21 protein-coding genes and 2 pseudogenes are annotated in these 23,354 nt (G+C 70.1%); 8 read left to right on the forward strand and 15 right to left on the reverse strand.

Annotation, left to right across the window (positions count from 1 at the left end):
• Window positions 1-1,584: an FMN-binding glutamate synthase family protein gene (locus tag ACZ6B1_RS27480; protein ID WP_468782655.1), complete on the reverse strand. Its 1,584-nt coding sequence runs from the start codon at window positions 1,582-1,584 to the stop codon at window positions 1-3.
• A 237-nt stretch (window positions 1,585-1,821) separates the two neighbouring features.
• Here ACZ6B1_RS27480 and ACZ6B1_RS27485 point away from each other — a divergent pair, with 237 nt between their 5' ends.
• Window positions 1,822-2,313, forward strand: a complete 492-nt coding sequence (locus ACZ6B1_RS27485) for a hemerythrin domain-containing protein (protein ID WP_468782657.1) — start codon at window positions 1,822-1,824, stop codon at window positions 2,311-2,313.
• A gap of 191 nt (window positions 2,314-2,504) precedes the next feature.
• Here ACZ6B1_RS27485 and ACZ6B1_RS27490 read toward each other — a convergent pair whose 3' ends face one another.
• Window positions 2,505-3,284, reverse strand: a complete 780-nt coding sequence (locus tag ACZ6B1_RS27490) for an SDR family NAD(P)-dependent oxidoreductase (RefSeq protein ID WP_468782659.1) — start codon at window positions 3,282-3,284, stop codon at window positions 2,505-2,507.
• Window positions 3,285-3,801: 517 nt separating this feature from the next.
• Between ACZ6B1_RS27490 and ACZ6B1_RS27495 the strand changes: the two genes are divergently transcribed.
• The 3 genes and pseudogenes from ACZ6B1_RS27495 to ACZ6B1_RS27505 all read left to right on the forward strand — a co-directional run bounded on the left by ACZ6B1_RS27495 (window position 3,802) and on the right by ACZ6B1_RS27505 (window position 5,954).
• The gene (locus tag ACZ6B1_RS27495; RefSeq protein WP_468782661.1) at window positions 3,802-4,203 is read left to right on the forward strand and encodes a hypothetical protein; all 402 of its coding nucleotides are present in this window, start codon (window positions 3,802-3,804) and stop codon (window positions 4,201-4,203) included.
• Between the two features lie 297 nt (window positions 4,204-4,500).
• Window positions 4,501-4,836: pseudogene (locus tag ACZ6B1_RS27500) on the forward strand (ArsR/SmtB family transcription factor); the annotation flags it as partial.
• Between the two features lie 213 nt (window positions 4,837-5,049).
• Window positions 5,050-5,954, forward strand: a pseudogene (locus tag ACZ6B1_RS27505) (DUF3626 domain-containing protein).
• An 82-nt stretch (window positions 5,955-6,036) separates the two neighbouring features.
• On the opposite strand, the gene ACZ6B1_RS27510 reads toward ACZ6B1_RS27505, so the two are convergent.
• Window positions 6,037-7,017 carry a Clp protease N-terminal domain-containing protein gene (locus ACZ6B1_RS27510; protein WP_468782663.1) on the reverse strand — a complete coding sequence of 327 codons (981 nt, stop codon included), beginning with the start codon at window positions 7,015-7,017 and terminating at the stop codon, window positions 6,037-6,039.
• 68 nt (window positions 7,018-7,085) lie between these two features.
• Between ACZ6B1_RS27510 and ACZ6B1_RS27515 the strand changes: the two genes are divergently transcribed.
• Both ACZ6B1_RS27515 and ACZ6B1_RS27520 read left to right on the forward strand, forming a co-directional pair.
• A complete protein-coding gene (locus ACZ6B1_RS27515) occupies window positions 7,086-7,445 on the forward strand; it encodes an excisionase (protein WP_468782664.1) in 360 nt (119 codons plus the stop codon).
• A gap of 207 nt (window positions 7,446-7,652) precedes the next feature.
• Window positions 7,653-8,111 carry a hypothetical protein gene (locus ACZ6B1_RS27520; RefSeq protein WP_468782666.1) on the forward strand — a complete coding sequence of 153 codons (459 nt, stop codon included), beginning with the start codon at window positions 7,653-7,655 and terminating at the stop codon, window positions 8,109-8,111.
• 89 nt (window positions 8,112-8,200) lie between these two features.
• Here ACZ6B1_RS27520 and ACZ6B1_RS27525 read toward each other — a convergent pair whose 3' ends face one another.
• From ACZ6B1_RS27525 to ACZ6B1_RS27575, 11 genes are all read right to left on the reverse strand, one after another.
• Window positions 8,201-8,854, reverse strand: a complete 654-nt coding sequence (locus tag ACZ6B1_RS27525; RefSeq protein ID WP_468782668.1) for an HD domain-containing protein — start codon at window positions 8,852-8,854, stop codon at window positions 8,201-8,203.
• A 32-nt stretch (window positions 8,855-8,886) separates the two neighbouring features.
• Window positions 8,887-10,248: a solute carrier family 23 protein gene (locus ACZ6B1_RS27530; protein WP_468782670.1), complete on the reverse strand. Its 1,362-nt coding sequence runs from the start codon at window positions 10,246-10,248 to the stop codon at window positions 8,887-8,889.
• On the reverse strand, window positions 10,235-11,050 hold the full coding sequence (locus ACZ6B1_RS27535; RefSeq protein WP_468782672.1) for a phosphoribosyltransferase: 816 nt from the start codon (window positions 11,048-11,050) through the stop codon (window positions 10,235-10,237). Before ACZ6B1_RS27535 ends, ACZ6B1_RS27530 begins: the two co-directional genes overlap by 14 nt.
• Window positions 11,047-12,471 (reverse strand): MFS transporter, encoded by a 1,425-nt coding sequence (locus ACZ6B1_RS27540; protein WP_468782674.1) that lies wholly within the window; start codon window positions 12,469-12,471, stop codon window positions 11,047-11,049. The genes ACZ6B1_RS27535 and ACZ6B1_RS27540 overlap by 4 nt, the downstream gene beginning before the upstream one ends.
• Window positions 12,472-12,497: 26 nt before the next feature.
• Window positions 12,498-13,430 (reverse strand): nucleoside hydrolase, encoded by a 933-nt coding sequence (locus tag ACZ6B1_RS27545; RefSeq protein ID WP_468782676.1) that lies wholly within the window; start codon window positions 13,428-13,430, stop codon window positions 12,498-12,500.
• An 80-nt stretch (window positions 13,431-13,510) separates the two neighbouring features.
• The gene (locus ACZ6B1_RS27550) at window positions 13,511-14,596 is read right to left on the reverse strand and encodes a glycosyltransferase family 4 protein (protein ID WP_468782677.1); all 1,086 of its coding nucleotides are present in this window, start codon (window positions 14,594-14,596) and stop codon (window positions 13,511-13,513) included.
• Between the two features lie 6 nt (window positions 14,597-14,602).
• On the reverse strand, window positions 14,603-15,616 hold the full coding sequence (locus tag ACZ6B1_RS27555; RefSeq protein ID WP_468782679.1) for a formylglycine-generating enzyme family protein: 1,014 nt from the start codon (window positions 15,614-15,616) through the stop codon (window positions 14,603-14,605).
• Window positions 15,613-16,749, reverse strand: coding sequence for a bifunctional diaminohydroxyphosphoribosylaminopyrimidine deaminase/5-amino-6-(5-phosphoribosylamino)uracil reductase RibD (gene ribD / locus ACZ6B1_RS27560; RefSeq protein WP_468782681.1), 1,137 nt, complete (start codon window positions 16,747-16,749; stop codon window positions 15,613-15,615). The genes ACZ6B1_RS27555 and ribD overlap by 4 nt, the downstream gene beginning before the upstream one ends.
• Complete coding sequence (gene ribA / locus ACZ6B1_RS27565) at window positions 16,746-17,432, reverse strand: GTP cyclohydrolase II RibA (protein ID WP_468782682.1); 687 nt, start codon at window positions 17,430-17,432, stop codon at window positions 16,746-16,748. Before ribA ends, ribD begins: the two co-directional genes overlap by 4 nt.
• A gap of 10 nt (window positions 17,433-17,442) precedes the next feature.
• Window positions 17,443-18,195, reverse strand: a complete 753-nt coding sequence (locus ACZ6B1_RS27570) for a WD40 repeat domain-containing protein (protein ID WP_468782684.1) — start codon at window positions 18,193-18,195, stop codon at window positions 17,443-17,445.
• A gap of 31 nt (window positions 18,196-18,226) precedes the next feature.
• Window positions 18,227-19,162 carry a WD40 repeat domain-containing protein gene (locus tag ACZ6B1_RS27575; protein WP_468782686.1) on the reverse strand — a complete coding sequence of 312 codons (936 nt, stop codon included), beginning with the start codon at window positions 19,160-19,162 and terminating at the stop codon, window positions 18,227-18,229.
• Between the two features lie 516 nt (window positions 19,163-19,678).
• On the opposite strand from ACZ6B1_RS27575, the gene ACZ6B1_RS27580 reads away from it, so the two are divergent.
• Window positions 19,679-20,713, forward strand: coding sequence for a questin oxidase family protein (locus tag ACZ6B1_RS27580; RefSeq protein ID WP_468782688.1), 1,035 nt, complete (start codon window positions 19,679-19,681; stop codon window positions 20,711-20,713).
• 21 nt (window positions 20,714-20,734) lie between these two features.
• A complete protein-coding gene (locus ACZ6B1_RS27585; RefSeq protein WP_468782690.1) occupies window positions 20,735-22,411 on the forward strand; it encodes an alpha-amylase family glycosyl hydrolase in 1,677 nt (558 codons plus the stop codon).
• On the opposite strand, the gene ACZ6B1_RS27590 is transcribed toward ACZ6B1_RS27585, so the two are convergent.
• A complete protein-coding gene (locus ACZ6B1_RS27590) occupies window positions 22,375-23,349 on the reverse strand; it encodes an antibiotic biosynthesis monooxygenase (RefSeq protein WP_468782692.1) in 975 nt (324 codons plus the stop codon). The genes ACZ6B1_RS27585 and ACZ6B1_RS27590 overlap by 37 nt on opposite strands.
• Window positions 23,350-23,354: the final 5 nt, after the last annotated feature.

Genomic DNA, 23,354 nt, shown 5'->3' on the forward strand with positions numbered 1-23,354 from the left:
TCACACGGTGAAACGATCGGGGTCGGCGGCCTTCCAGTCGGCCGCCCAGGAAGCCGGTGGCCCGGCGAGCAACTGCCCTGGCTCGAGCCACTCGTAGAGTTCCTCGTAGGAGCGTTCGGTGAGGGGGTCGACGCGTCGGCGGAGCATGTGCGGGCGCAGCTCCGCGGGGTCGGTGACGCCCATGGATGCCATGATCTGCAGTGCGCTCGCCACGGTCGCTTCCTGGAAGCGCTGGACGCGGGGCGCCTTGTCGCGGACGTCGAGGGCGCGAGCTCGTCGGGGGTCCTGCGTCGTGACGCCGGTGGGGCAGGTGTTGGTGTGGCACCTCTGCGCCTGGATGCAACCGACGGCGAACATCATCGCCCGCGCGGCGTTGCCGTAGTCGGCGCCCTGCACCATGCGCTTGACGAGGTCGGTACCCGTGGCGATCTTGCCGCTCGCGCCGATCCTGATCCGGTCGCGCAGTCCGGCCCCCACGAGGGCGTTGTGGACCGTGAGCAGGCCCTCGGTGAGCGGGGTGCCCACGTGGTCGGCGAATTCCAGCGGCGCCGCTCCGGTCCCGCCCTCGGCTCCGTCCACCACGATGAAGTCGGGTGCCGTGCCCTCCTCCAGCATGGCCTTGCACACGGCCAGGAACTGCCGGCGTGAGCCCACGCACAGCTTGAACCCGGCGGGCTTGCCACCGGACAACTCGCGCATGCGGGCGATGAACCGCACGAGTTCACGCGGGGTGGAGAAGACCCGGTGGTACGGCGGGGAGACGACGGTACGTCCCTCGGGCACGTCCCGGACCCGGGCGATCTCGGCGTTCACCTTGGCTCCGGGCAGCACACCGCCGATGCCGGGTTTGGCACCCTGCGACAGTTTCAGGGACACACATCTGACGTGGTCGTGGGCGGCCTTGTCGGCGAACTCGGCCGCGTCGAAGTCGCCGTCCCGGGTTCGGCAACCGAAGTAGCCCGTGCCGATCTCCCACACGAGGTCGCCCCCTGGACGCAGGTGGTACTCCGACAGCCCGCCCTCGCCGGTGTCCTGCGCGAACCGACCGGCTGCAGCACCGCCGTTGAGAGCCAGGATCGCGTTGGCCGACAGCGAGCCGAAGCTCATCGCCGAGACGTTCAGCAGCGCCATGTCGTACGGCCGGGCGCAGTCCGGGCCGCCGATCCGTACGCGGGGCGGGGACTGCGGCACCGGGCACGGCGCCATCGAAGGGACCAGGAACTCGTAACCGGGCTGGTACACGTCCCGTTCGGTGCCGTACGGCTCCTCCGCCTCTGTGCCCTTGGCGCGCTCGTAGACGATGCTGCGGATGTCGCGGTCGAACGGGCGTCCGTCGAAGTTCCGCTCGATGAAGTACTGCTGCAGCTCCGGACGTATGCGCTCCAGGAGGAAGCGGGCATGGCCGATGACGGGATAGTTGCGCAGCACCGAATGCCGGCGTTGCAGCAGATCCGACGCGCCCAGAAGTCCCAGCAGGATCAGGGGCACGGCGGCGACCGACCACCAGGGCGAGAACCAGACCGTTGACAGGGACGCGAGCGCACCCGCGACCAGGGCCAGGGCGACGATTGCAATGCGTATCACCACTTCCTCATTGCCGGGTGATCGCTCTCCAGTCCTGCGGCCACGTCAAGAACCCGCCAAACACGGCGAGCGGTCGCGCCGCGGGTGACCAGCGGATGCGGAGCCGGACGACTGCGCCTCGACCGACTCGATCTCATCGCCAGTCACCGGCGGTCCCGGAGTCGGGGAGCCATCAACGCGGACGGTGAGGGTATGCGTCAGTGACCCCATCCGTTCGTACGAAAGTGATGCCCTGCCATGGCCGAGACACGCGACGTCGTCGAGCTCATCCTCCAGGACCACCGGCGCATGGAGGACCTGTTCCGCCTGATGCGCAGCGTCGAAGCCGACCGGGCGGCCGCACTCCAGGAGTTCGCGGAGCTGTTGATCGCCCATGCGCTGGCCGAGGAGGCCAAGGTCTATCCGGCCCTGAAGAGGTACAAGAACATCGACGACGAGGAACTCGAGCACGGCGAGCACGAGCACGACGAAGGCAACAAGGCCCTCCTGGACCTCCTGGAGGTGGAGGAGGTCGGCTCCGAGGAGTGGGACTCCAAGCTGGAGGACCTGGTGGAGGCCATCACTCACCACGCCGACGAGGAGGAGCGCACCATCCTCAATGGCGCCCGCGAGAACGTGGCGATGGAGCGGCGGGAGGAGTTGGGAGCGGCTTTCCTGGAGGAACGCGAGCGTCAGCTGAAGGCCGATTGCGGGTCGGTGGACAACGTGCGGCGCATCGTCAACTCCTGACCGTGCCGCCGGCGCGGGGGTCCTGGCCCGGAGACAGGGCCCCCGCGCGGGTCCGGCTCGGCCGCACAGCCCGTCACTCACGGCCGGCAGACCGCCCTCCCCCAGCGGGCGACCTCCTCGACTGCGGCTTCTCAGGCGCCTTCCGCCGGCCCTGCACCGCGGTGCCGCGACCCTGCCGGCCGCTCGTGTTCTCACCAGGTGGGAATGAATCCGCCGTCGATGATCATGTCGCTGCCGGTGATGTTGCCCGCCTGGTCACCGGCGAGAAACAGGACGAGATCGGCGACTTCCGCTGGTGTGGAGAAGCGGCCGGTGGTGGTGGAGCCGGCCGCTCGAGCGACCACGTCGTCCGGGGTGATGCCGGCGGCTGCGGAGACCGTGGCCGCGACCCCGTCCTGGGCCAGCCACAAGTCGGTCTGCACCGGTCCGGGGCTGACGGTGTTGACGCGGATGCCCTTCGGCCCGACCTCCTTGGACAGCGCCTTGGAGAAGGCGACGACAGCGGCCTTGCTGGCGCTGTAGTCGATCACCATGGGGTCGGGCAGGGTGGCGTTGACGGAGGCGACCGTGACGATCGAGCCCTGCCCGGCCTCGAGCATGAGCGGCAGGGCCTCACGGGTGACCCGTACGGCGCTGAGCAGGTTCAGATTCAGGATGTGCTGCCAGTCGGCGTCGGTCACCGACAGGAAGCCGCTGGTCCGGGCGGGCGCGGCGCCGACGTTGTTGACCAGGATGTCGACGCGTCCCTTGGCTTCGTGGATGAGCCGCTCCGCGTCCTGAGGATCGCTGAGGTCGACACGAACCCAGGTGACCGCGCCTTCCGCGACGAGTGCCTCCACTTCGGGCGTGGAGGTTCGGGACCCGGCGATCACCGTCGCCCCGGCCCGCACCAGTGCCGCGACGATGGCCAGTCCAATGCCTTTGCTGGCACCGCTCACCACGGCGGTGCGGCCGCGCAGTAGGCTGTTCATGGGCGCTCCTGGTTCTCACGGTGCCGATATGCACCGACGTTCGGCGTCGCTTAAGGCGGTTCTACCGCCCTCAGCTTCCGCTGACCCCCACGAACTGCGCATCAGTGGATCGACCGCGGACTCCGACGGGCAGGCCGCTCGAGCGGGTGTACGCCGGGCCATTACTCGTCTGGACGCGCTTCGGCCATATCGGTGGGGGCGGCGACGCAGGGCGGCTCCATAACTGCTTGGCGTTCTCCGCCCATGCGAGCAGGAATCAGCCCCTCCTCATCTTCACGGCCAAACGGATACAGAGGGGCGAATGGCATCGAAGCCGCGCCCTTGAAGAGGTCCTGCGCGCGCCTTTACCTGATCAAGGTTGGCCTGAAACTTTTCATAGGGCAACAGTTGAGCATTGGACTGCCGAAGATCGGGCAGCCGTACGTCTGGACACCCGCCCCCGTCGGCGAGGTCTCCGCCTCCTGGTGCGGACCGGTCCGCAGTCAGGGTCAACTCTTGTGCTCCATTGGGGGGATCGATGCAGAGATTCGGCGCACGAGGACGTACGAGCGTCCCGGCCGACGGTCTGCCGGCCTTCGAACTGTCCCTGCCGGAGTACCGGGCCCTCGTCCGCGTCATCGATCACGCCGAGGCCTGCCTCGTCCTGCGCAGCGGCAGTGACGCCGAGACCATCCGCAACGCCAGTGGCGCCGAGCTGACCCCCGTTCTCCACCAGCGAGCAGCAGCCGGCCATGCGCAGGGGGCGGGCGGCGTACCGATGCTGGCCTGCGAGATCCGACACCTGGAAGCGGCGGTCCTGAACCTGGAGTCCTACGGCGGACACGAGACCGTGCTCTGCGAGGGCTACGCCCTGCTCGAACGATGCGAAGCCCTCAGCGAGGGCGCCCAGACAGGAATAATCACCGGACTGACACGTTAAAGGCCTGGTCGATCAACTTTGATCGTTCTTGAGCAGGCTTCTCCCCCAGTGGGCCGGTGCGCATACGGTGCGTGCACGGGCGGGCCCGGAAACGGAGCCGGCCGCAGCCGATGACCAAGGGGAGGGCGCCGATGGCGACTGTGGAAGTGGCACTGAAGGAAATGGTGACCGGGATCGAGGGGGCACTGGGGCGGCTGTCGTCGACTACACCAGTGGCATGGCCCTTGGCACCCTGGGCGGGGGAAAGGACCTCGACCTGACGGTCGCCGCGGCCGGCGACACGGACGTGATCCGGGCCTCCTGGAACTCCTGCAGCACGGCCCGGTCCCCGTGAGGGACTTGCTCGCCGACATCGAGATCGAGCCATCCAGCCTCTCCCAGCAACTGGCCATCCTGCGCCGGGCGGGCATCGTCGTGTCCACACGAGAGGGCTCCACTGTCACGTACGCGCTCGCCGGTGGCGATGTGGCCGCACTCCTGCGCGCGGCGCGCCGCATCCTCACCGAGCTGCTGGCCGGACGGAACCAGCTCCTGGCCGAACTGCAGCAGACCGACATCTCCCCGCCACCGGCGACAGCGGCGACCAGTCCCTCGGTTGCTGCGGGCGCCGTCAGGGGTTCGGCGCGCCGATGAGTGCCCCGGTGCCGTCCTCGGTGCCGGACGGCTGCCGGGGTGCCGGAGGCGTACCTGGACGAGCATGTGCGCCGCGCGGTATCGGTGTGGACCCGAGCCGGGCCCGAGGCCGAGCGGCGGGCGGTCAACGGGGCCGGGCGCACGGTCCGCACGGTCCCAACCTGAGTCGAAATGAAGATGCCACAGCGGGCGGCGCTCCTGCACACTGCACGGATGGTGGCTGATACGGCTTGGTCGCCGCAGGAGCGGGCTTTGCGGTACGTCGCTGCCCTGTCTTCGGGAGGGGCTTTGGACCCTCGGCTGCGGTTGACGATGAACTTCCACCCCGACCGCGTCGCGGGTGGCCGGCCGATCCTGCTGAGCATGGCGGCAGACGGCGTCTACCGCTCGCAGTTCGTGACAGGCACCAGCAACGGCGGCCTGACCGCGCACCCGGGCGGAGACCGGTGGCGCTGGGAGAGCCGTGTCTTCGCAGGCGCCTACGACCACGCCGCCCCCGAAGAACGCCCCGTGTACGGGGCACTGGACTTCCGGCGCGATCCCGCCGGTGGAGCACCGCGATTCGGCTCCTCGTACTTCAGGCTGACCGCCGACGCCCTCACCCGGGCCACCTTCTGCTATCCGGACAGCTCGACCGAGCCTTCGCCTTCGGCGTCGCGGGCTGCTGCTCTCTCATCGAACTGGCCGAGGCCGACGGCCTCGACGTCGTGGACGGCCATATCGAGGCGCAGGTTCACGGCCCGGTCGTACTCGACCGTGACGTCGAGGCGCTGGTTCTCGATGCCGGCTATCTCGGCACGGCAGTGGAAGACGCGGCCCGCACACTTCCCTGTCCGGTCGAGCGGCACTCCGGCTTTCGGCTCAGCGTCGATCACCTGCGGCGCCACCCGGACTACCGTGGGCAGCGGTACGTCGACCTGGGAGCCGAGATCGCGGTCGACGGACGGCTCGATCCCAAGGTGATCGGAGACGCCGCCCAGACCGGCCGCTACGACCCGCAGGATCTCAAGAAGGTCTGGCACTGCTTGGCCCGATTCGGCTCTCCGCCGCGCTCCCGCAACGGCGACACCCTCGACGTCGTACTCGATCCAGGGCGCCGCCGCGCCGAGGCGGGGTAGCGGGTCGGGCCGCCGGGTTCCAGTCGCCGTGGCTGACCGGACGGCGAACCCGGCTCACCGAACGCCTCGGCCGGGAACCCGATCAGCCGGTTCCCCGGCGGAACCGGGGTGCGAGGACCGTGCGCACGGCCTTGGCCACCTTGCTCGTGGCGGATCCGTCCTCCGGTTCGGATTCCGGTTCGAGGAGGAGCTGGATCTGCGACAGCATCTGGTTGGTCGACCGCCAGAGCGGGACGAACATGCCGGCGACCGGCCCGACTCCCTGGATCGGTCCGTTGGACAGCTCGGTGACCTTCTTGGTGATCGCGACCGTCGCGGGGTCCCGAAGGATCAGGTGCACCTCACCTTCGACCAGCCGGATCTCCATCCTGCGCGCGGCGGCTTCCTCCGGGTTCGCGTCCGTGGTCGTCTCCGGATCCACTTCGTCGATCTTGGCGGCGACCGCGTCCGGATCGACGCCGAGTTCGCGCAGCACCCTGGCGGCCATGCTGTTCTCCGTCCGCAGCATCGCCTCCAGCAGGTGATGGCTGCCGACCGGTGCGCCGCCGGCCAGCGCGCCCGCGGTGGAAAGGGTGTCCTCGGCGGCAGGTGTGCCGGCCGGCCAGGGGCCGGCCGCTAGGTCCTGCGCCCCCTCCAGTGCCGCCAGCACCGCGGCACGGATCCTGCTGATCGGATCGATCCGCTCGGCGAGCACCTTCGCGCCGACGCCCTCCCCTTCCCTGACGAGGGCGAGCAGGATGTGTTCCGTACCGATGTTGCCGTGGTGCAGCTGCTGCGCCTCGCGCAGGGCGAGTTCCAGCGTCTTCTTCGCCCGAGGCGCGAACGGGATGTGGCCCCTCAGCTCCTCCGTGCCGGGCTTGACGACCGCGGCGATGTCGGCCTGCGCCGTCTCCTTGTCGTACCCGAGCTGGTGCAGGACCTTCGCCGCCGTGCTGTCCGGCGCCTCGAGCAGCCCCAACAGGATGTGCTCCGTGCCGATGTGGTTGTGCCTGAGCTGCCTCGCCTCCTCCTGAGCCGTGACGACCACCTTGCGGGCTTCCACGGTGAACCTCTCGAATGACATGCTTCAATGGTCTCAACCCTGTCAATACACTGTCATTGACAGGGTCACCGTGACGAAGGGAGGGTGTGATGGAGACACCGTCGGACTGGGAGGACCGGCTCGCGCGCTGGCAGAACGAGCTGGAGCTGTTCGAGCGGCTGGACGAGACACCCTGGGTCACGCTGGCCAGGGCGGAAGCCGAGACCGGCGTTTCCCGCTCGGCCCTGCGGTCCTGGTACCGCAACGGCGAGATCCGGTCCCGGCTGGTCGACGGCCCGAACGGGCCGCAGCGTCTGGTCCAGTTGGAGGCGGTGATCGAGCGCGCCGCCTCGTCCCCGCGCATCCAGCGCAGGGCGGAACGGGAAGTCAGCCTCGAGGCCCAGGTCACCCTGCTTCGACACCGGGTCGACCAGCTTGAGCTGCGACTGGCCGCGCTGGAGCGGAACTGACCGGCGCGAGCAGGGGCGGAGGCAATCCCCCCGAGCGCCGATCCCGTACCTACTTCGCCGGAGGCGATCCCTCCCCAGGGGGTGACTCCGGTCCGGGCCCGAACCGAGGGCCTGCGGCCGGAGCGCACCGTACGTCCTTCGCCGGCTACCCACCGGGGCCGAAGCCGTCCTTCGGCTCACGGCAACCGGTGCCCGTCTGGAGTCGCCATGATCTCCATCTCCGCCGCCGACATCGCTCTGCGAGGACTGGGAGCGTGCTGTGCGGTCGGCAACGCCGTGCTGCACGCTCTCCTCGTCCCGGACCACCTGGAGGAGAAGTTCTACATGGGCGTGCTGTTCGCCGTGGGTAGTGGCGTCATGCTCGTCGTGGCTGCCACGCTCGCGGTCGGGAAACGCCCCATGACCGCATGGCTGACGGGAGCGGCCGTCAGCCTGGGCATGATCATCGGATTCGGGCTGTCGCGCACCGTCGGTCTGCCGGACGGCTACTACGAGCCCGGCTGGGAGCCGCCGTACGGCCCGCTTTCCCTGATCGTCGAAGGCCTGTTCGTCCTCGCGTTCCTCACCTGGCTGGGAGTCAGGTCCACGGCGGCGGTCGCCCAGGCGCCCTCGAACAGGGGGCACACCGAACGGACCACGCAGGCGCGAGTGACGGGAAGGAAGTGAGCGCCCCGGCTGAGGACGGCGGGCCTTGACGGCGGCTTCGGCGTCGGCGCGGCTCTGCTCGACCCGGTGGCCGCCGTCAAGTCCCGCCGTCAGGCGCCCGGTTCGGCGCGGTGTACCCAGCCGTTGTCGGCACCGGTGCGGATCAGGTCCTGTGCGTATCGCCAGAGGTCGGCGGAGGCATCCTGGATCACCGACTTGCGGGCGAGCACGTCCGCCTCGGTGACTCCCGGTGTGCGCCAGGTCCCGCCGCGGTTGCCGTAGTTGAGGAGCAGCGGCTGGAGCCGGTCCATGGCCTTCGCGAAACGTGCCTCGGGCGTGACGCGTTCCTCGAACTCGTCCCACAGGGACCGGAAGTGGTCCCGCTGGTCGGGGGGCAGGAGCGCGAAGAGCTTGTCCGCAGCCCGCTGTTCCCGTACGTCCTGGTCGGCGGCGGCCGCCGCGTCGTACAGGAAGGTGTCTCCGGCGTAGATCTCCACCAGGTCGTGCAGGACGACGAGGGCGAGGACCTTGCTCGTGTCGATGGGCTCGTCCGCGTACTCGGCGAGCACCAGGGTCATCAGGGCCAGGTGCCACGAGTGCTCGGCGTCGTTCTCCTTGCGCTTCGCGGCCAGCAGCGGGCTCTGCCGGAAGACGTCCTTGAGCCGGTCCACCTCGATGATGAACTCGATCTGACGGCGCAGCCTTTCGGGGGTGCCGTCGGGCTGCTTCACCGAGTCGGCGAGCAGCGGGGCGTCGTGGGACATGGGAGCTCCTTGAAGGGGGTTGCGTGCGCTGATCAGAGGCTGAGGTACTGCAGAAGGACGCCGGCGGTGAGGACCAGCGTCGTCACCCACAGTGCGGGACGCGGTCCACGGCGGCGCAGGACGCTCGCTCCGGTGCTGACGACGAAGGCCGCGGCCATGGCCTGGTCGATCGCGAGGGTGGCGATGGTGGTGATGACGGCGGCCGCCGTGACGACCAGGCCCAGGCGGTCGGTGCCGCCCGAACGGAGTGCGGTGAGCATTTTGACGGCCACGAAGACCAGTGCGCCCGTGGTCGCTTCCACCGGGACGTGGGCGAGGAGTGGACCGAGGAACAGGCAGGAGAACAGGAGCAGTCCGGTGACGACTGCCGCGATCCCGGTACGGGCTCCGGCTCGGATGCCGACCGCGCTCTCCACGAAGGCCACGAAGCTGGACGATCCGGCCGCGGACCCGGCCACGGTGGCGCCGGCGTCGACGAGCAGCGCCTGACGCATTCCGGGCACCTGCCCGGTGCCGTCCTGCAGGGGGGTGCCCGCCGACAGCCCCACCACCTTCGCGATGCTGCCGAAGAAGTCGAGGGCGAAGAGCACGAGGATGATGCTCCACGCCTTCGGATCGGCGATGACGGTGAGGTCGAAGCGGAGCAGTGCGGCCCCGCCGCCGTGGAAGCCGTCGTGGCCGGCCTCGGTCCTGATGCCCGCGACGGCGCAGTACAGTGCGGCGGCGGCGATGCCGCCAAGGACCGCCGCGGCACGGGCGCCCAGGGCATCCAGGACCAGGGCGACGGCGAGGCCGATGTACAGGGCCACGGCCGGTGGCCCCGTCCAGTCGCCCAGCCCGGACAGCCGCCCGTCGGAGGTGACGACGAGGTGGGCGATCTGCAGGCCGACGAGGCCGATGAAGGTGCCGACCGCGGCGGCGAGTGCCGAGCGCATCCGCGGGGGGATGGCGTCGATCACGGCCTCGCGCAGCCGCAGCAGGGACACGGCGAGCATCGCGACGCCGGACCAGAACACCATTCCCAGCGCCTCGGCCCAGGTGTGGGCGAGGGCGCCGACCACGGAGAAGGAGATCATCGCGTTCATCTCCATGCCGGGTGCGACGGCGAAGGGAAGCCGGGCCCACAGTCCCATGGCCATGGTGGCGAGGCCGCCGACCGCCGCCGTGGCGAAGAAGGCGGCGGCCTGGGGGATGCCGGCCTGGCCGAGGATGGCCGGATTGACGACCACGATGTACGACAGTGCCAGGAACGTCGATGCCCCGGCGACGATCTCACGACGCCAGGTCGAGCCCCGCGCGCTCAGGGAGAAGTACCGGTCGACGGGTCCGCGGCCGGACCCGGGTTCGGGCGGCGGCGGTTTCGGGCGCAGCCCTGGGCGGTCAGGCGCGGTCACGTCGTGGTCCACGCGGCGGGATGCCGGAGGCGACGGGGCTGATGGTGTCTCCGACGTCGCCCAGCAGCACCTGGTCGGGGGCGTCCGGTCGCACGGCGTAGAACTTTCCGTTCAGTGCCCCGGACACGTGTCCGACGTGAAGGGTCAGCGACACCTCGAGTTCCTCGGCGTACCGTGCCAGGGCGAGTGCGCCCTGCCGGGTGGAGTGGCAGGTGAAGACCTCGGCCTCGGCTCCCGCCTCACACGCCAGTCGCAGAATCGCCATCAGGGTCACTCCGCTGGCCACGACGCCGTCGACGACGACCAGCCGGTCCGCCCGCGAGGGCAGCCATTCGTCCACGCCGACGAGCAGGCCGCCGGCCACCGGCATCCGCTTGGCCTGGGGCGTCCAGCCCCTTTTCCGGGGCAGGACGCCGAGGCGCTCGGCCAGGATGCGCCCCTCGCGCTCGGGCGCGATCACGGTCGTCCCGGGTAAGGACGCGCGGTCCCGCGCCTGGACGGGGAGCATGCCGTAGATGTCGAGGAGCGCCCGCAGATAGCGGCCGCGGTCGGCGTCGCGCTGCTCGGGAAGGTTGGCGACCGCCGTGACCTCGGCCATCCGCTCGATCACCGCGGGATCGGCCGAGGACGCGACACGTACGTTGTCCGGCAGCGCACCGGGGGTGTGCAGCGATTCCAGCAGGTGAGGGTCGAAGTGGACCAGGTGACTGAAGTAGGTGTCGTGCTCCTTCTCGAAGTCGTCCACCGTCTGCCGGGCGTGCAGGGGCAGTTCGGTCCTGTCGAGTAGACGGGCAGTGTTCATCGATGACCTCCGGTCCGGTGCTCTGAGGGCTGTTCTGGGCGGGAAACGGGGGCGGTCCGTCGCCCCGTGCGGTTGAGGAGGACCATCACCGACGGCGCGGCCGCCATGGCGATGACCGCGGTGACGCAGAAGGTCAGCACGAAGTCCCTGGCCGTCGGCTGCTCTCCGTGCAGCAGGACCAGCAGCGCCAGGCCGATGGAGCCGCCGGTGTACTGCGCCGTGGTCACCAGGGCGCTCCCGGTGGCGTTGCTCGCCTGTGGGAGGTCGCGCGTTCCGGTGATGAACATCGCGGTGAACGCCATGCCCTGTCCGAGTCCGCTCAGCAGCAGCCCCGGCAGGATGCCAGGCAGGTATCCGCCCTCGGCGCCCACGGCCAGGGCGAGCACCAGGAGGCCGGCCGCACCGGTGAGGAAGGCCATGGACAGCAGCCGCCCCAGCGGCACCCGCCCGGCGAGCCGGCCGGCCACCGTGTTCCCGACGGTGATGGTCCCGGCCAGGGGCAGGAAGGCCATGCCGGCGGCGAGCGCGCTGTAGTCCCGAACCTCCTGGAGGTACAGGGTGACGAGGTAGAACTCGGCGCCGAAGCTCGCCATGTACAACGCCGCGACCAGGCAGGCCGTTCGCAGGGTCCGCACGCCGAGCAGGGCCCGGGGCGCCAGCGGCCTGCGCCTCTTCTGGCTGAACGCGAGGAGCCCGCCCGCCAGGACCGTGACCGCCAGGGCGGTCGCGACGACGGGGAGGGCGGGCCGGGCCCGGGAGAGTTCCGTGAAGGCCAGCACCACGGCCACGACCGCGGCACAGGCCGAGAGCGTGGCCGCGACCGCGATGGGGGCCCGCTGTCCGGCCGTGGTGGCGCGGACCGCGTTCCCGGCGGCGAGCAGACAGACCGCCACGATGGGAAGGTTGATCCAGAAGATCCACTGCCACGATGCCACCGCGAGGATGCCTCCGCCGGCTGTGACGCCGAGGGCGAGCCCGACCGCTCCCGTGGTGCCCCACACGGCCACGGCCCGGTCGCGTTCCGCACCCGCCGGGTAGGCGGAGCTGAGCAGGCCCAGTGTCGCCGGCACCAGCAGGGCCGCCGCCACCCCCTGTCCGACCCGTGCGGCGATCAGTGCCGCGGCGGACGACGAGAGCGCGGCGCCGGCCGAGGAGGCGGCGAAGAGCAGCTGAGCGGTGAGGAACACCCGGCCGGAGCCGAATACGTCCGCCAACTGCCCGCCCAGCAGCAGGAAACCGGCGAAGAAGATCGCGTACGCGCTCACGATCCACTGCAGCGCGACCGCGGAGAAGTGGAGGCTCGTGCCGATGTCGGGCAGCGCGACGTAGATGATGGAGAAGTCGAGCGCCACCAGTAGTTGCGCCCCGGCCAGCGCCGTGAGTAAGCGGGCACCCGGCGTCGGAGCGGGAGAAACGGGCACGGTCGGTCAGCCTCCGTAGTCGTGTGTCAGCCCAGAGCGGCCAACGCCGTCATGAACACGTCCCAGAATCGGTCCGTGTCCAGGCGCGTCGCCACCTGCGCGTTGGGGGTCCTTCCCGTGACACCGTAGAGGTCGATCACCGTCGCGCCGCGGGTGAACTCCCCGTGCAGTTCGATCGAGACGGGGGCCTCGACGCATTCCACGAGGCTCGGATCGAGCACGCGGGCGACGGCGACGGGGTCGTGCAGCGGTGCGTCGGGCAGGTCCCAGATCTGGTCGTAGGTGCTGGAACGGAATTCGAGCAGGGCTGCCGACGCCTTGCTGATGTGCGTGCCCACGTCGACGATCCGCCGCAGGACGTCCTGGGTGACCGGTGCCTGGTGCGTGACGTTGAGGCCGCAGTACGTCAGGGGGACGCCGCTGTCGAGCACTTCGTGGGCGGCCTCGGGGTCGACCAGGATGTTGTACTCCGAGTAGGGCAGCGTGTTGCCGCGGTGCGTGGCTCCTCCCATGCACACGATTTCCTTGATCTTCTCCTTGTCCTGCGGGTGGAGGGCGAGCAGGCCCGCGATGTTCGTCTGGGGCCCGGTCACCACCAGGGTGAGGGGTTCGCGGCTGTCGGCGAGCAGGTTGTGGATGAGGTCCACGGCGTGCGCGGAGTGGAGCGGGACCTCCGGCTCCGGGAAGTCCCAGCCGTCCAGGCCGGTCTCGCCGTGCACGTCGTCGCCGATCAGCAGCCTGCCGGTGAGCGGCTTGGCGTATCCGGCGGCGACGGGCACGTCGAAGGCCCCGGCCAGGGAGCACATCCGCCGTGCGTTCAGGGCCGTCTTCGCCACGGTCTGGTTGCCCGCGCTGGTGGTGACCGCCTTGAGATCCACGCGGGGGTCACCGACGGCGAGCAGGATCGCCATCGCGTCGTCGTGGCCGGGATCGCAGTCCAGGATGATGGGGGTGGGCATATGTGGCTCCAGGTGTCCGGTCGGGGGGAACTGGGGCGGATCGGCGTGCGCGAGCTCCGCTCGCCCTGGTGGCGGCCTCGTCACGCCGCGTCGGCGAGGGTCCGGTAGAGGTCCAGGTGGCGCCGGCCGGCGGCCGCGAACCCGTCGCGCAGGCGTTGCGCCAGCGCGCGGTCACCGGCGGTCGGTACGGTCGCGGGCCCGCGGGCGGCCTCTCTGAGCGCGCCGGTGAGTGCCTGGACGTCACCGGCGGGGACGATGGTGGCGGCCGAGTAGTCGGCGAGCAGCAGCGGCAGGTTGCCGGAGTCACTGGCGATGATGCGCCGTCCGCAGATGACGGCCTGGGCGACGGCGAGCGAGAACGGCTCTCCGTGTGCGCCCCGGTCGATCGTCGGATGGATGACGATGTCGCTCGCGCGGATCGCGGCCCAGCTCTGCCGGGGGTTGTAGTGGGTGAAGTGCACGCGTCCCTTCCGCTGCCAGACCCCCGCCTGTTCCAGCAGGGTCTCGGGGATGCCGGGTGGCCAGACGAGGTGCTGGGTTCCCGCGTGCACGAAGTGCAGGTCGGCGCCTTCGTCCAGCAGGGTCAGGGACGCCTCCAGGCTCAGGTGGGAGCCCTTCCAGCGGGTCATCCGGCTGGGTTGCAGCACGGTGGTGCGCCCCGTTCCGGGCAGCCGGAACGGTTCTTCGTCCAGGGGCAGCGCGAGCGCGAGGACGGTGACGTCGGTGTCGGGCAGTCTGCGCCTGACCTCGTCGGCGACGAATGCGGAGTGGGCGGCCATCGGGCCGGGGAGCGTCGCGAGGAACTCCCACTGTTCCGGCCGCACGTCGATGTTGTGCAGGTCGAAGAGGAAGCGCCCCCGCCACCGGCGCTCCCGCAGCCGCGCCACGACGGCGGTCACGACCTCGGGCTTGTGCCACTGTGGGTTGTGCCAGTGCACGATGTCCGCGCCGAGGCACCGCTCGGCGAGTGCGGCGGCACGGTCGGGGGTGAAGGGCTCGGCGATGTCGAGGGCCGGTTCGTAGACGCAGCCGGGTGACTGCCGCGTGCCGACAATGGAACGCACCTCGCACGGCAGGGCCTCGAGTTGGCCCACGACCGCGTTCAGGTGGGTCTCCACACCGCCGGTGACGGGCAGTCCGGTCCAGTGGACATGGACGATACGCACCGTTCGTCAGACCTCCCCGGACGCCGGTACGTCCTCGGCCAGCCGGAAGCCCATCGCGTACAGCGAGCGTGGGTACGGGCCGTGCCGGCGCTGGCATCTGGCCAGGTCACGAAACCGGTTGAAGGCGCCGCCCCGGGCGATGCGGTAGGCGCCGAGCCTCAGGTACAGGTCGTCGTGCACCAGTTGCCCGCCCGGGTAGGGGCCGTAGGTGCTGCTGGTGTACTCCTCGACGTTTCCGGCCATGTCCAGGGCCCCGCACCACGACCGCCCTCCGGGAAAGGCCCCGACCGGACTGGTCATGAGCAAGCCGGTCTCCAGTGTGTTGGCCGCCTGGGCGTTCCAGGTGTCACCCCAGGGATGGCGCCGTCCTTCGGGCCCCGCCGCGGCGTACTCCCATTCCTGTTCGGTGGGCAGCCGGAAGCGGCGGCCGGTGCGACGGGCGAGCCAACCGGCGTAGGAGTCGGCGCTGTGTGCGGTGACCGTGTACACGGGGTGGTTGGCGGCGGAGGGATCGAACCGGCCGTAGTGCCAGTCGCTCGGTATCTCCGCATGGCCGGTGTCCTTGAGGAAGACCGCGAACTCCGCGTTGGTCACCGGGTATCTGGCGATGCGGAAGGCGGCGACCGGGAGGGTGTGGCGGGGGCACTCCTTCTCCACCCAGGACCGCTGCACGCCGAACTGGGCGGAGTCGGCGTGCAGTTCGTCGACCTCGCTCTCGGGTGTGCCGAGGAGTGCCCGACCGGCGGGGACGCGCAGCATCTGCGGGGCGTCCCAGCGAATCCGCGGGTCACCCGCGAGAGCCAGCGCGGTGCCCGCCGCCAGTCGGTGTTCGAGCGCGAGTGACGCGTCCTCGACCTCCACGGCCAGCTCGTCGGCGGGGTGCCCGGCGACGAGCGCGAAGTGCCGGAGGCGCTCGGCTCTGGGCTCCACGTAGCCTTCGGGCAGCCCCATCGCCGCTCTGTCGGTGAGGGAGTTGATGTCGGCGTCGACCAGGTTCGTGTGCGCGATGTGGGAGGTCACGTCGCTTCTTCCTCGTGAGGGGCGGACTGGGGCTCCAGCACGGTGCGCACGTCCTCGCCGATCCGGCGCGTCCCGATCACGCGGAAGACCGGCGCGGCATCGCAGGACGGCACATCGAGACCGCGGACGGCGGGCGCTCCGTCCTGTCCGAGCAGCCGGGCCGCGCTGTACCAGATGATCCGGTCCACCAGGGACTCGGCCAGGAGGGCGCCGGCCAGCGTGGCCCCTCCCTCGACCAGGAGCGACCGGATGCCCCTGTCGTACAGCTTGTGCAGGGACGTGGTGAGGAAGCGCGAGCCGGGGTCCACGGTGATCAGCTCGGCCGCTCCGAGGTGCCCGTCCCCCGCTGTCCGGGTGGTGAGGATCCAGGTGGGGGCCGCTTTGTCGGATGCGAGGCGGGAGCCGGCGGCGGTGCGCAGGCGGCGGTCGAAGACCACCCGCACCGGCTGCCGTGCCCGCGGGTGCCCGGCGGTGTCGCGGGCGGTGAGCTCGGGGTCGTCGACCAGGACGGTGGTGCTGCCGACGGCGATCGCGTCGGTCCTGGCGCGCAGCAGATGGGTGTCCCTGCGCGCCGGCGGCCCGGTGATCCAGCGGCTGCTCCCGTCGCGCGCCGCGATGCGCCCGTCGAGCGTGGCCGCGAGTTTGAGGGTGACGTGCGGCCGCCGGGTGACCGAGCTGGCCAGCCAGGCGTGGTTGACCTCGGTGGCCCGCTCCGCGAGGAGCCCGGACCGGACGTCGACTCCGGCTTCGCGCAGCACCGCCGCACCTTCGCCGGAGAGGGTGGGATCGGGGACGGCGTAGACGACCCGGCGGATCCCGGCGTCGAGCAGGGCCTGGGTGCAGGGCCCGGTGCGTCCCTGCCGGCTGCAGGGTTCCAGGGTGACCACGGCGGTGCCGCCCCGGGCGAGGGAGCCCGCCGCGCGCAGGGCGTGGACCTCGGCGTGCGGTCCTCCGGCCTTGCGGTGCCAGCCCGCCCCGGCCTGCCGGCCCTCGCGGTCGAGGATCACCGCTCCGACGACCGGGTTCGGAGCCACGGTGCCCAGTCCGCGCCGGGCCAGTGACACGGCCCGCCGCATCGCGGTGCGCTCGTCCTCGGTGAAGGTCCGCGCGGCCTCGTGGGGCGCGGATGTCATGACGCCCCCCGCGGTGGGGCGCCGAGCGGGTGCCCGATCAGCGGACGCGTCACGCCCAGCGCGTCGAGATGGCCCATCAGCCGGTCCTTGACCTCCAGGTACGCCTCGTTGAAGGGCGTGCGGAAGCCGCCGAGCGGAACCCGGTCCTCGACCACGATCCCCTGGGTGGCGAGTTGCCCGACCTTCTCCGGGTTGTTCGTCATGAGCCGGACCCGGGTGATGCCCAGATGGCGCAGGCAGTCCGCCGCGATGCGGAAGTCACGTCCCTCCGCGGGGAAGCCGAGGGCGAGGTTCGCGCTGATGGTGTCGTGCCCCGCCGATTGCAGCGCGTAGGCACGGATCTTGTTCGCCAGACCGATGCCCCGCCCTTCCTGGCGGAGCATGTAGACGAGGACACCGTTGTGCGACTGGACGATGGTCTCCAGGGCCGCGGACAGCTGGGGGCCGCAGTCGCACTTCTCGGAGCCCAGGACGTCGCCGGTGAAGCAGGCGCTGTGGATGCGCGCGATCGGCGGGGTGCCCGATTCCCTCCTGGGCGCGATCGTCCGCAGGGTGACCACTTCTTCCGTCTCCTGGCCGTCCGCGCCGGCCTGGCCGAAGACGGTCAGCTGCATCAGGGTCGAGCCGACCGGGACAGGGGCACTCGCCAGGCGCGCCACCAACGTCTCATCGGATGTCGTCATCAGGCGGCTCCTACTTGCTCCGGCCGGAGTTCACGGCGGCGGGCGTCCCGATCCCGTACACCCGGCCGTCGTAGGAGGAGGCCAGGAAACGCCCAGGTGAGCCGGATGCGGTCAGCGCGGAGATCCCGGCGGTCGTCGGCCGCTCGTCGCCCACCCATTCGCCGGCGGCCGGGTCGTAGACGGCAACCCGGCCGTGGTAGCCACCCGTCGCGATCAGGCTGGTGTGCGGGTCGACCGCGACGCACTTGATGCTGTTGCGGTGCGGCGTCGTCACCACTGCCTGCTGTTCCCCGGCAGCCGTCCAGATCCTCAGCGTCAGGTCGCGGCTCACGCTGACGAACCGACCGTCCGGGAGCGCCGCCGCGCCGTTGGCTATGCGAGCGTGCGCCTCGTCGTCGGCTGCGACGAGTCCCAGATCCGGCAGGGAGTGCCACCTCGCGGCGCCGGTGGCGCACACGCTGAACAGCACACCGTTCTGGATGGCCATGCCCTTGACGGCGTTGTCCTGGATGCGGTGTTCGCCCACCGGCTTCAGCCCGGTCCCCGCCTCATCGCGCAGAACGATCGCCTCTCCCGTGTAGGTGCCGACGACCAGCGTGTCGCCGTCAGGTGAGGTGTGCACGGCCGCGCAGTTCAGCGGTGAGCGGTGCTGGTACAGCTTCACTCCGGTGATCGCGTCGTACAGGGCGCCGAGCTGGCCACCGCTGACGACCGTTCCCGCGACCGGGACGACGAAGTTGCAGCAACTGCCGAGCTCGGCCACCGCCTCGTCGTCGCGCCGGACCGTGCCGCTGTCACCGACCGTGAACCGCCCGAGGGGTGTACTCGCGACCGCGTTCAGGCCCGGGGTGGGCTCGACGGGGGGTCAGGTCCCAGCCCCCGGTGCCCCGGTCGAAGACGGCGTAGCTCGACCCGAAGGTGCCGAAGACCCAGCGGGTGGCGTCCAGTTTGGCGCAGGAACGCAGCCAGACGCCGGCCGGCACCTCACTCGTCAGAAGGTGGACGGGCTCCGCGCCCTGGTCCAGACTCCACAGCCGCACCGTGCGGTCGTAGCTGGAACTGAGCAGGATGCCGCCCTCGGCGTCGTAGGCGAGCCGTTTGATCCCGGCGTCGTGCACACGGTGACGCCGCGTGCCCGAGGGATCGACGAGGATCAGCTCTCCCTCGTCGTTGCCCAACGCGAAGCGGTCCACGCCCAGCACCGCGACCGTGTCCGTCTCGACGTCCCCCAGGTCGATGACGCTCAGCACGCGTCCGCTGACCGCGTCCCAGCGGCGGACCGTACCGTCGTCGCTGGTGGTGACCAACTCCGCCCCTCCGCACACCCATTCGACGGACAGGACGTCGGCCTCGTGCCCCTCAAGGCGGTGGATCAGCCGGCCGTCCAGGTCGTAGATCCGCGCGATGTGGTCGCGTGACGCCGTGGCCACCCGTGTCTCGTCGGGCGAGACCACGGTCATCTCCACGTCGTCCTTCTGGTCGGCGAGAACCGTGATGAGGCGCAGGTCCGGGACGGACCATAAACGGGCCGAATAGTCGCTGCTCGACGTCACGACGATGCGGCCGGAAGCGGAGAACCGGCACTGGTTGGCGAGGTGGTCGTGGCGCGCCTCGGTGATCGCGGTGCGAGTCGAGGCATTCCAGAGAATGACCCGGTTGTCATATCCGGCGGTCACCACAAGACCGCCGTGGGCGTCGATTCCGCTGATCGGGGACGTGTGCTTGATCATGGATTCTCCCTGTCGTCGCGCTGCAACGCGGCATTACGGGCAGGGGCGTGCGCCCGTACGAGGCGATGACGCCACATGGGTGATGCGGACGGAGTCCGCCGACTGAATATCCCGTGAAGGAAGGGCGAACGGAGCACTGAACTGGATCGAGTCGTGCGTCGACGGCGGGCCACTTCACGGCCGAGGAAGGACTGTAGTTTTGGCAAATGTCGGCGTCAACATCCGCTGGACGGCTGTCTCGTTTTCACATGTTCCGCTCAGCCGGAAACGCTCCGCGAATTGAGCCAGGGCCGCTTGCCGGCGACCGCGCGCCGACACCGGAATCTCGTGCGCCGCCCGTGCGGGCGCCCGATCAGTGCTCGCTCCGGCCGCTCGCCGAAACCCGCCCCTCCGGGCCGGGCGGTCTGCCCCACGCGCCTTCCGGCCGCCCTGGAACCAGCCAATGTGCAGTGGCCATGTTGCCGGGAGGAGCGGCTTCAACCTTCCATGGGGGGAAGCGATCTTAGAGGGGGATCAGTGGACGAGCTGGACGGCGCTCTGCAGTACCTCGGCGACTCCGGGCCGGAGTTCGGCCCCGGCGTGAGCAACCACGGGCCCATGGCCGCGGAGGCCCTCGGGCAACTCGGGCACACCGCGGCGATCGGTGCGTGGGTTTCCTCCTACCGAAAAATCCTCTACCAGGACACGTACGGACGCTTCCACCGGATCGATCACGACAACTGGCGGCCCGCTCTCGGCAACATGCGTCTCCTCGGAGACTGGACCGAGTTCTTCCGACGGGAACTCGCCGGCGCCGCGTGGACCGACGTCCTCGCCCGGTGGTGGCCACGCCTGCTCCCTGGATTCGCCGCAGGAGGCGGCCACGGCGTCATCCGCACCGGGCACGCGGTGCGGATGCTGACGGAGGCCCACACGCCATGGCGTCTGGAGGAACTCGCCCGGGGGCTCGGCTACTGGGCCGGCCGGTACCAGGAACTCCCCGAGGCGCCTTCGACACCACGCGAACGGGACCTGGAGGAGGCGTGGGAGGCGGTCCCGAGGCTGCGCAGCGACCAGGGCATGGGCATGATCTTCCGGATCCGGCTCGAAACGGTGTGGCTCGAACCGGACTTCGCGCCGGCCGTGGACTCCCTGCTCCCCGAGGACGACGCCGACAGGGCGCTGAGCCGGCTCACCAGGGCCGCTGCCGGCAGCTACCTCGGGGACGATCACAAGACCCCCATGGCCTTCGTGCACGCGCTGACCACGCCCGCTGCGGTGCGCCTCGTGCTGCCGAGCCTGCCTCCCGAGCTGCACTGGCCCAGCGTGACCGCAGCGGTCCGCTTCTCCGCGGCCATCCGCAGCGCGTACGGCACCGGACGACGCGAGCACCATCCCGAGGAGCCGCCCCAGGACTACGTCACACTCGCCGAGCGAGCCCTGGCGACCGAGGACCCGCACGCCATCAAGTACGTCGAGGCCTGCCGGCGTGAGGACGGGCTGACCCCCGATCCGGTGTACGCGATCGCGGCGACGGACTGGGTCCGCCGCTGCGAGACCGGCTCCTTCTGATCGCGGCCGGAGGATCTGCCGATGACGGAGCGCTCCTGGTGGGACGGTGCCGTGATCTATCACGTCTACCCACGGAGTTTCCTGGACACCGACGGGGACGGCGTCGGCGATCTGCGCGGCATCAGCCGCCGGATGCCCTACCTCGCCTCACTCGGAATTGACGCGCTGTGGCTGTCGCCCTTCTTTTCCTCGCCCATGGAGGATTTCGGTTACGACATCCGCGACCACACCGCCGTCGATCCCCTCTTCGGGAATCTGGCGGACTTCGATACGCTCATCCGTTCCGCGCATGACCATGGCCTGCGCGTCCTGATCGACTATGTACCCAATCACACATCGAGTGAGCACACCTGGTTCCGGGAGTCGAGAAAAGGACCGGAAAACCGACTGCGCGACTGGTATGTGTGGCGGGATCCGGCATCCGGAGGCGGGCCACCCAACAACTGGGTCACCTTGTTCGGGGAATCCGCGTGGACCCGGGACACGGAAAGCGGCCAGTACTATCTGCACTCGTTCCTGCCTTCCATGCCCGATCTCGACTGGCGCAATCCGGCGGTCAGGAAAGCGATGTTCGGCGTCGCACGCTTCTGGCTCGACCGGGGTGTCGACGGATTCCGCGTGGACTGCGCTCCGCTGATCGCCAAGGACCCCGGGCTACGGGACAACCCGCCGGCGCCCGCGGAATTCACGGCCCACCACCGTCCCATGGGTGCCTATGACGGCCAGCAGCACATCCACGACCAGGGGCACCCCGACATCCACGAGATGTACCGTGAGTTCCGCGGGCTGCTCGATTCCTATGGAGAGGCCGGGGGCGAACGAATCTGCGTGGGCGAGATCCACGAATACGACTGGCCGGTCTGGAGCCGCTACTTCGGACGTGACCTCGACGAGTTCCACCTGCCCATCAACTTCGGCCTGCTTCGTACCCCTTGGCGGGCCCGGGCCGTCGGAGAACTCGTCCGGGCGGTCCTCCAGGTGCTCCCCGGCGGGGCGGTGCCGACCTGGGTCATGGGCACCCATGACGACCCGAGGGTGGCCTCCCGAGTCGGGGCGGCACAGGCGCCGAACGCCATGATGATGCTGCTCACGTTGCCCGGCACGGCCATCCTGTACAACGGCGACGAACTCGGCCTGCCGAACGCGGACATCGCGCCCGAGGACATCCGGGACCCGTGGGGGCTGCGCACCCACGCGCTGAGCCGCGACCCCGCGCGCTCCCCGATGCCATGGAACGACGGCCCGGCTGCGGGATTCACCGAGCCGGGCGTCCGTCCCTGGCTGCCCGTCACGATGCCCCCCGGAGGTAGTGCGACAGCCCAGGAAGCAGATCCCCGATCCCTTCTCAGCCTCACTCGGGCGCTGCTGGACCTCCGTGGCCACTCCGCACTCGGGCCCGGCGCGATCGAGTTCCTCGACGGCTCCGGCGAAGTCCTGGCCTACGTCCGCCCCGGATCTCCCGGAACCGAGGACCTCCTGATCACGCTCAACCTCACCGACCGACCGGTTCGCCTGGACGAGACGCCCGGTGGCCGCCGTTGGGAGCCGGTGCTCTCCACGGCCTCCGCCGCCTTCCCGCGCGGCGACTCGCCCGTGCTGGCGCCCGCCGAGGGCGTGATCTGGAGACCGGCCGACTCCTCGGCCCTGCGGGCGGCAGCCGGTCAGGGCAGCGTCCAGAAACGGACCGTGACGAGGTAGAAGACGGCAGCCCAGAAGGCCATCGCGACCGCGACGATGCCGAGGCCTCGGAGGTTGGCCTTTGCCCCCGGTTCGTCCGGCGACGGCCGCAGCCAGCGCCCGAGCAGGGGGTTCACGTAGAAGGGCATGGTCAGAAAGCTCATGGCGAAACTCGACAGCAGGTTGCCCAGGAGCAGGCCGATCCAGAGCGGCAGGTGCAGCGGGAACAGCGCGAGCGTCAGGAGCACGACGGTCGGATACAGGCCGACCCAGACGGCGAGGGAGGTCCTGGTCTCGGACGGCGGCGGCGGTGCCTCCTTGCCGTTGCCCTCGAAGGCGAACCAACTGCCGAACGAGTTGTCGATCGTGTGCAGTCTGAAGTCCTTGAACTTCTCGCCCTCGGCCAGGACCTCCTGCCGCTGGGGCGACGTCAGCCAGGCGTCGAGGTGCTCGGCGCTGTCGTAGCGGTACAGCGTGGTCCATTCCTCCTGAAGGCCCTCGATGGGGCGGAAGATCTCGGTCCCGCGAAACCCCTCGAACTTGCTCTCCTCCTGCACCATGTGGTGCTGCCAGTCGAGGAAGTCCTCGACCTGGTTCGGAGGGACGCGGTGGGTGACCACCACGGTGACCAGCGGATCCAGAGACTGGGTACCGCTGCTGACCACCTGCTGGGTCGCCGGACCGTCGAAGTACTTGGCGCCGACGTCGAGATACGTCTGCCTGGTCGCGCTGTTGATCCAGGCCTGAAGATGTGCCACCGAGTCGAACCGGTACACGACCACCCAGTCGGGTTGCAGCGGTGTCGGCGGGGAGATCTCGGCGCCGAGGAAGCCGGGGTAGTAGGCGGCCGCCGTGTTGAGATTCTCCTGCCAGGTCTCGAACTCCCGTTCCACCCCTGGCAGGATCCTCTGGCCGATGATCGCCGTCGCGGTGGCGGCTACGTTCTTTTCGGTGTTCATGGCGG

It is taken from the genome of Streptomyces sp. NPDC041129 (assembly GCF_055592265.1).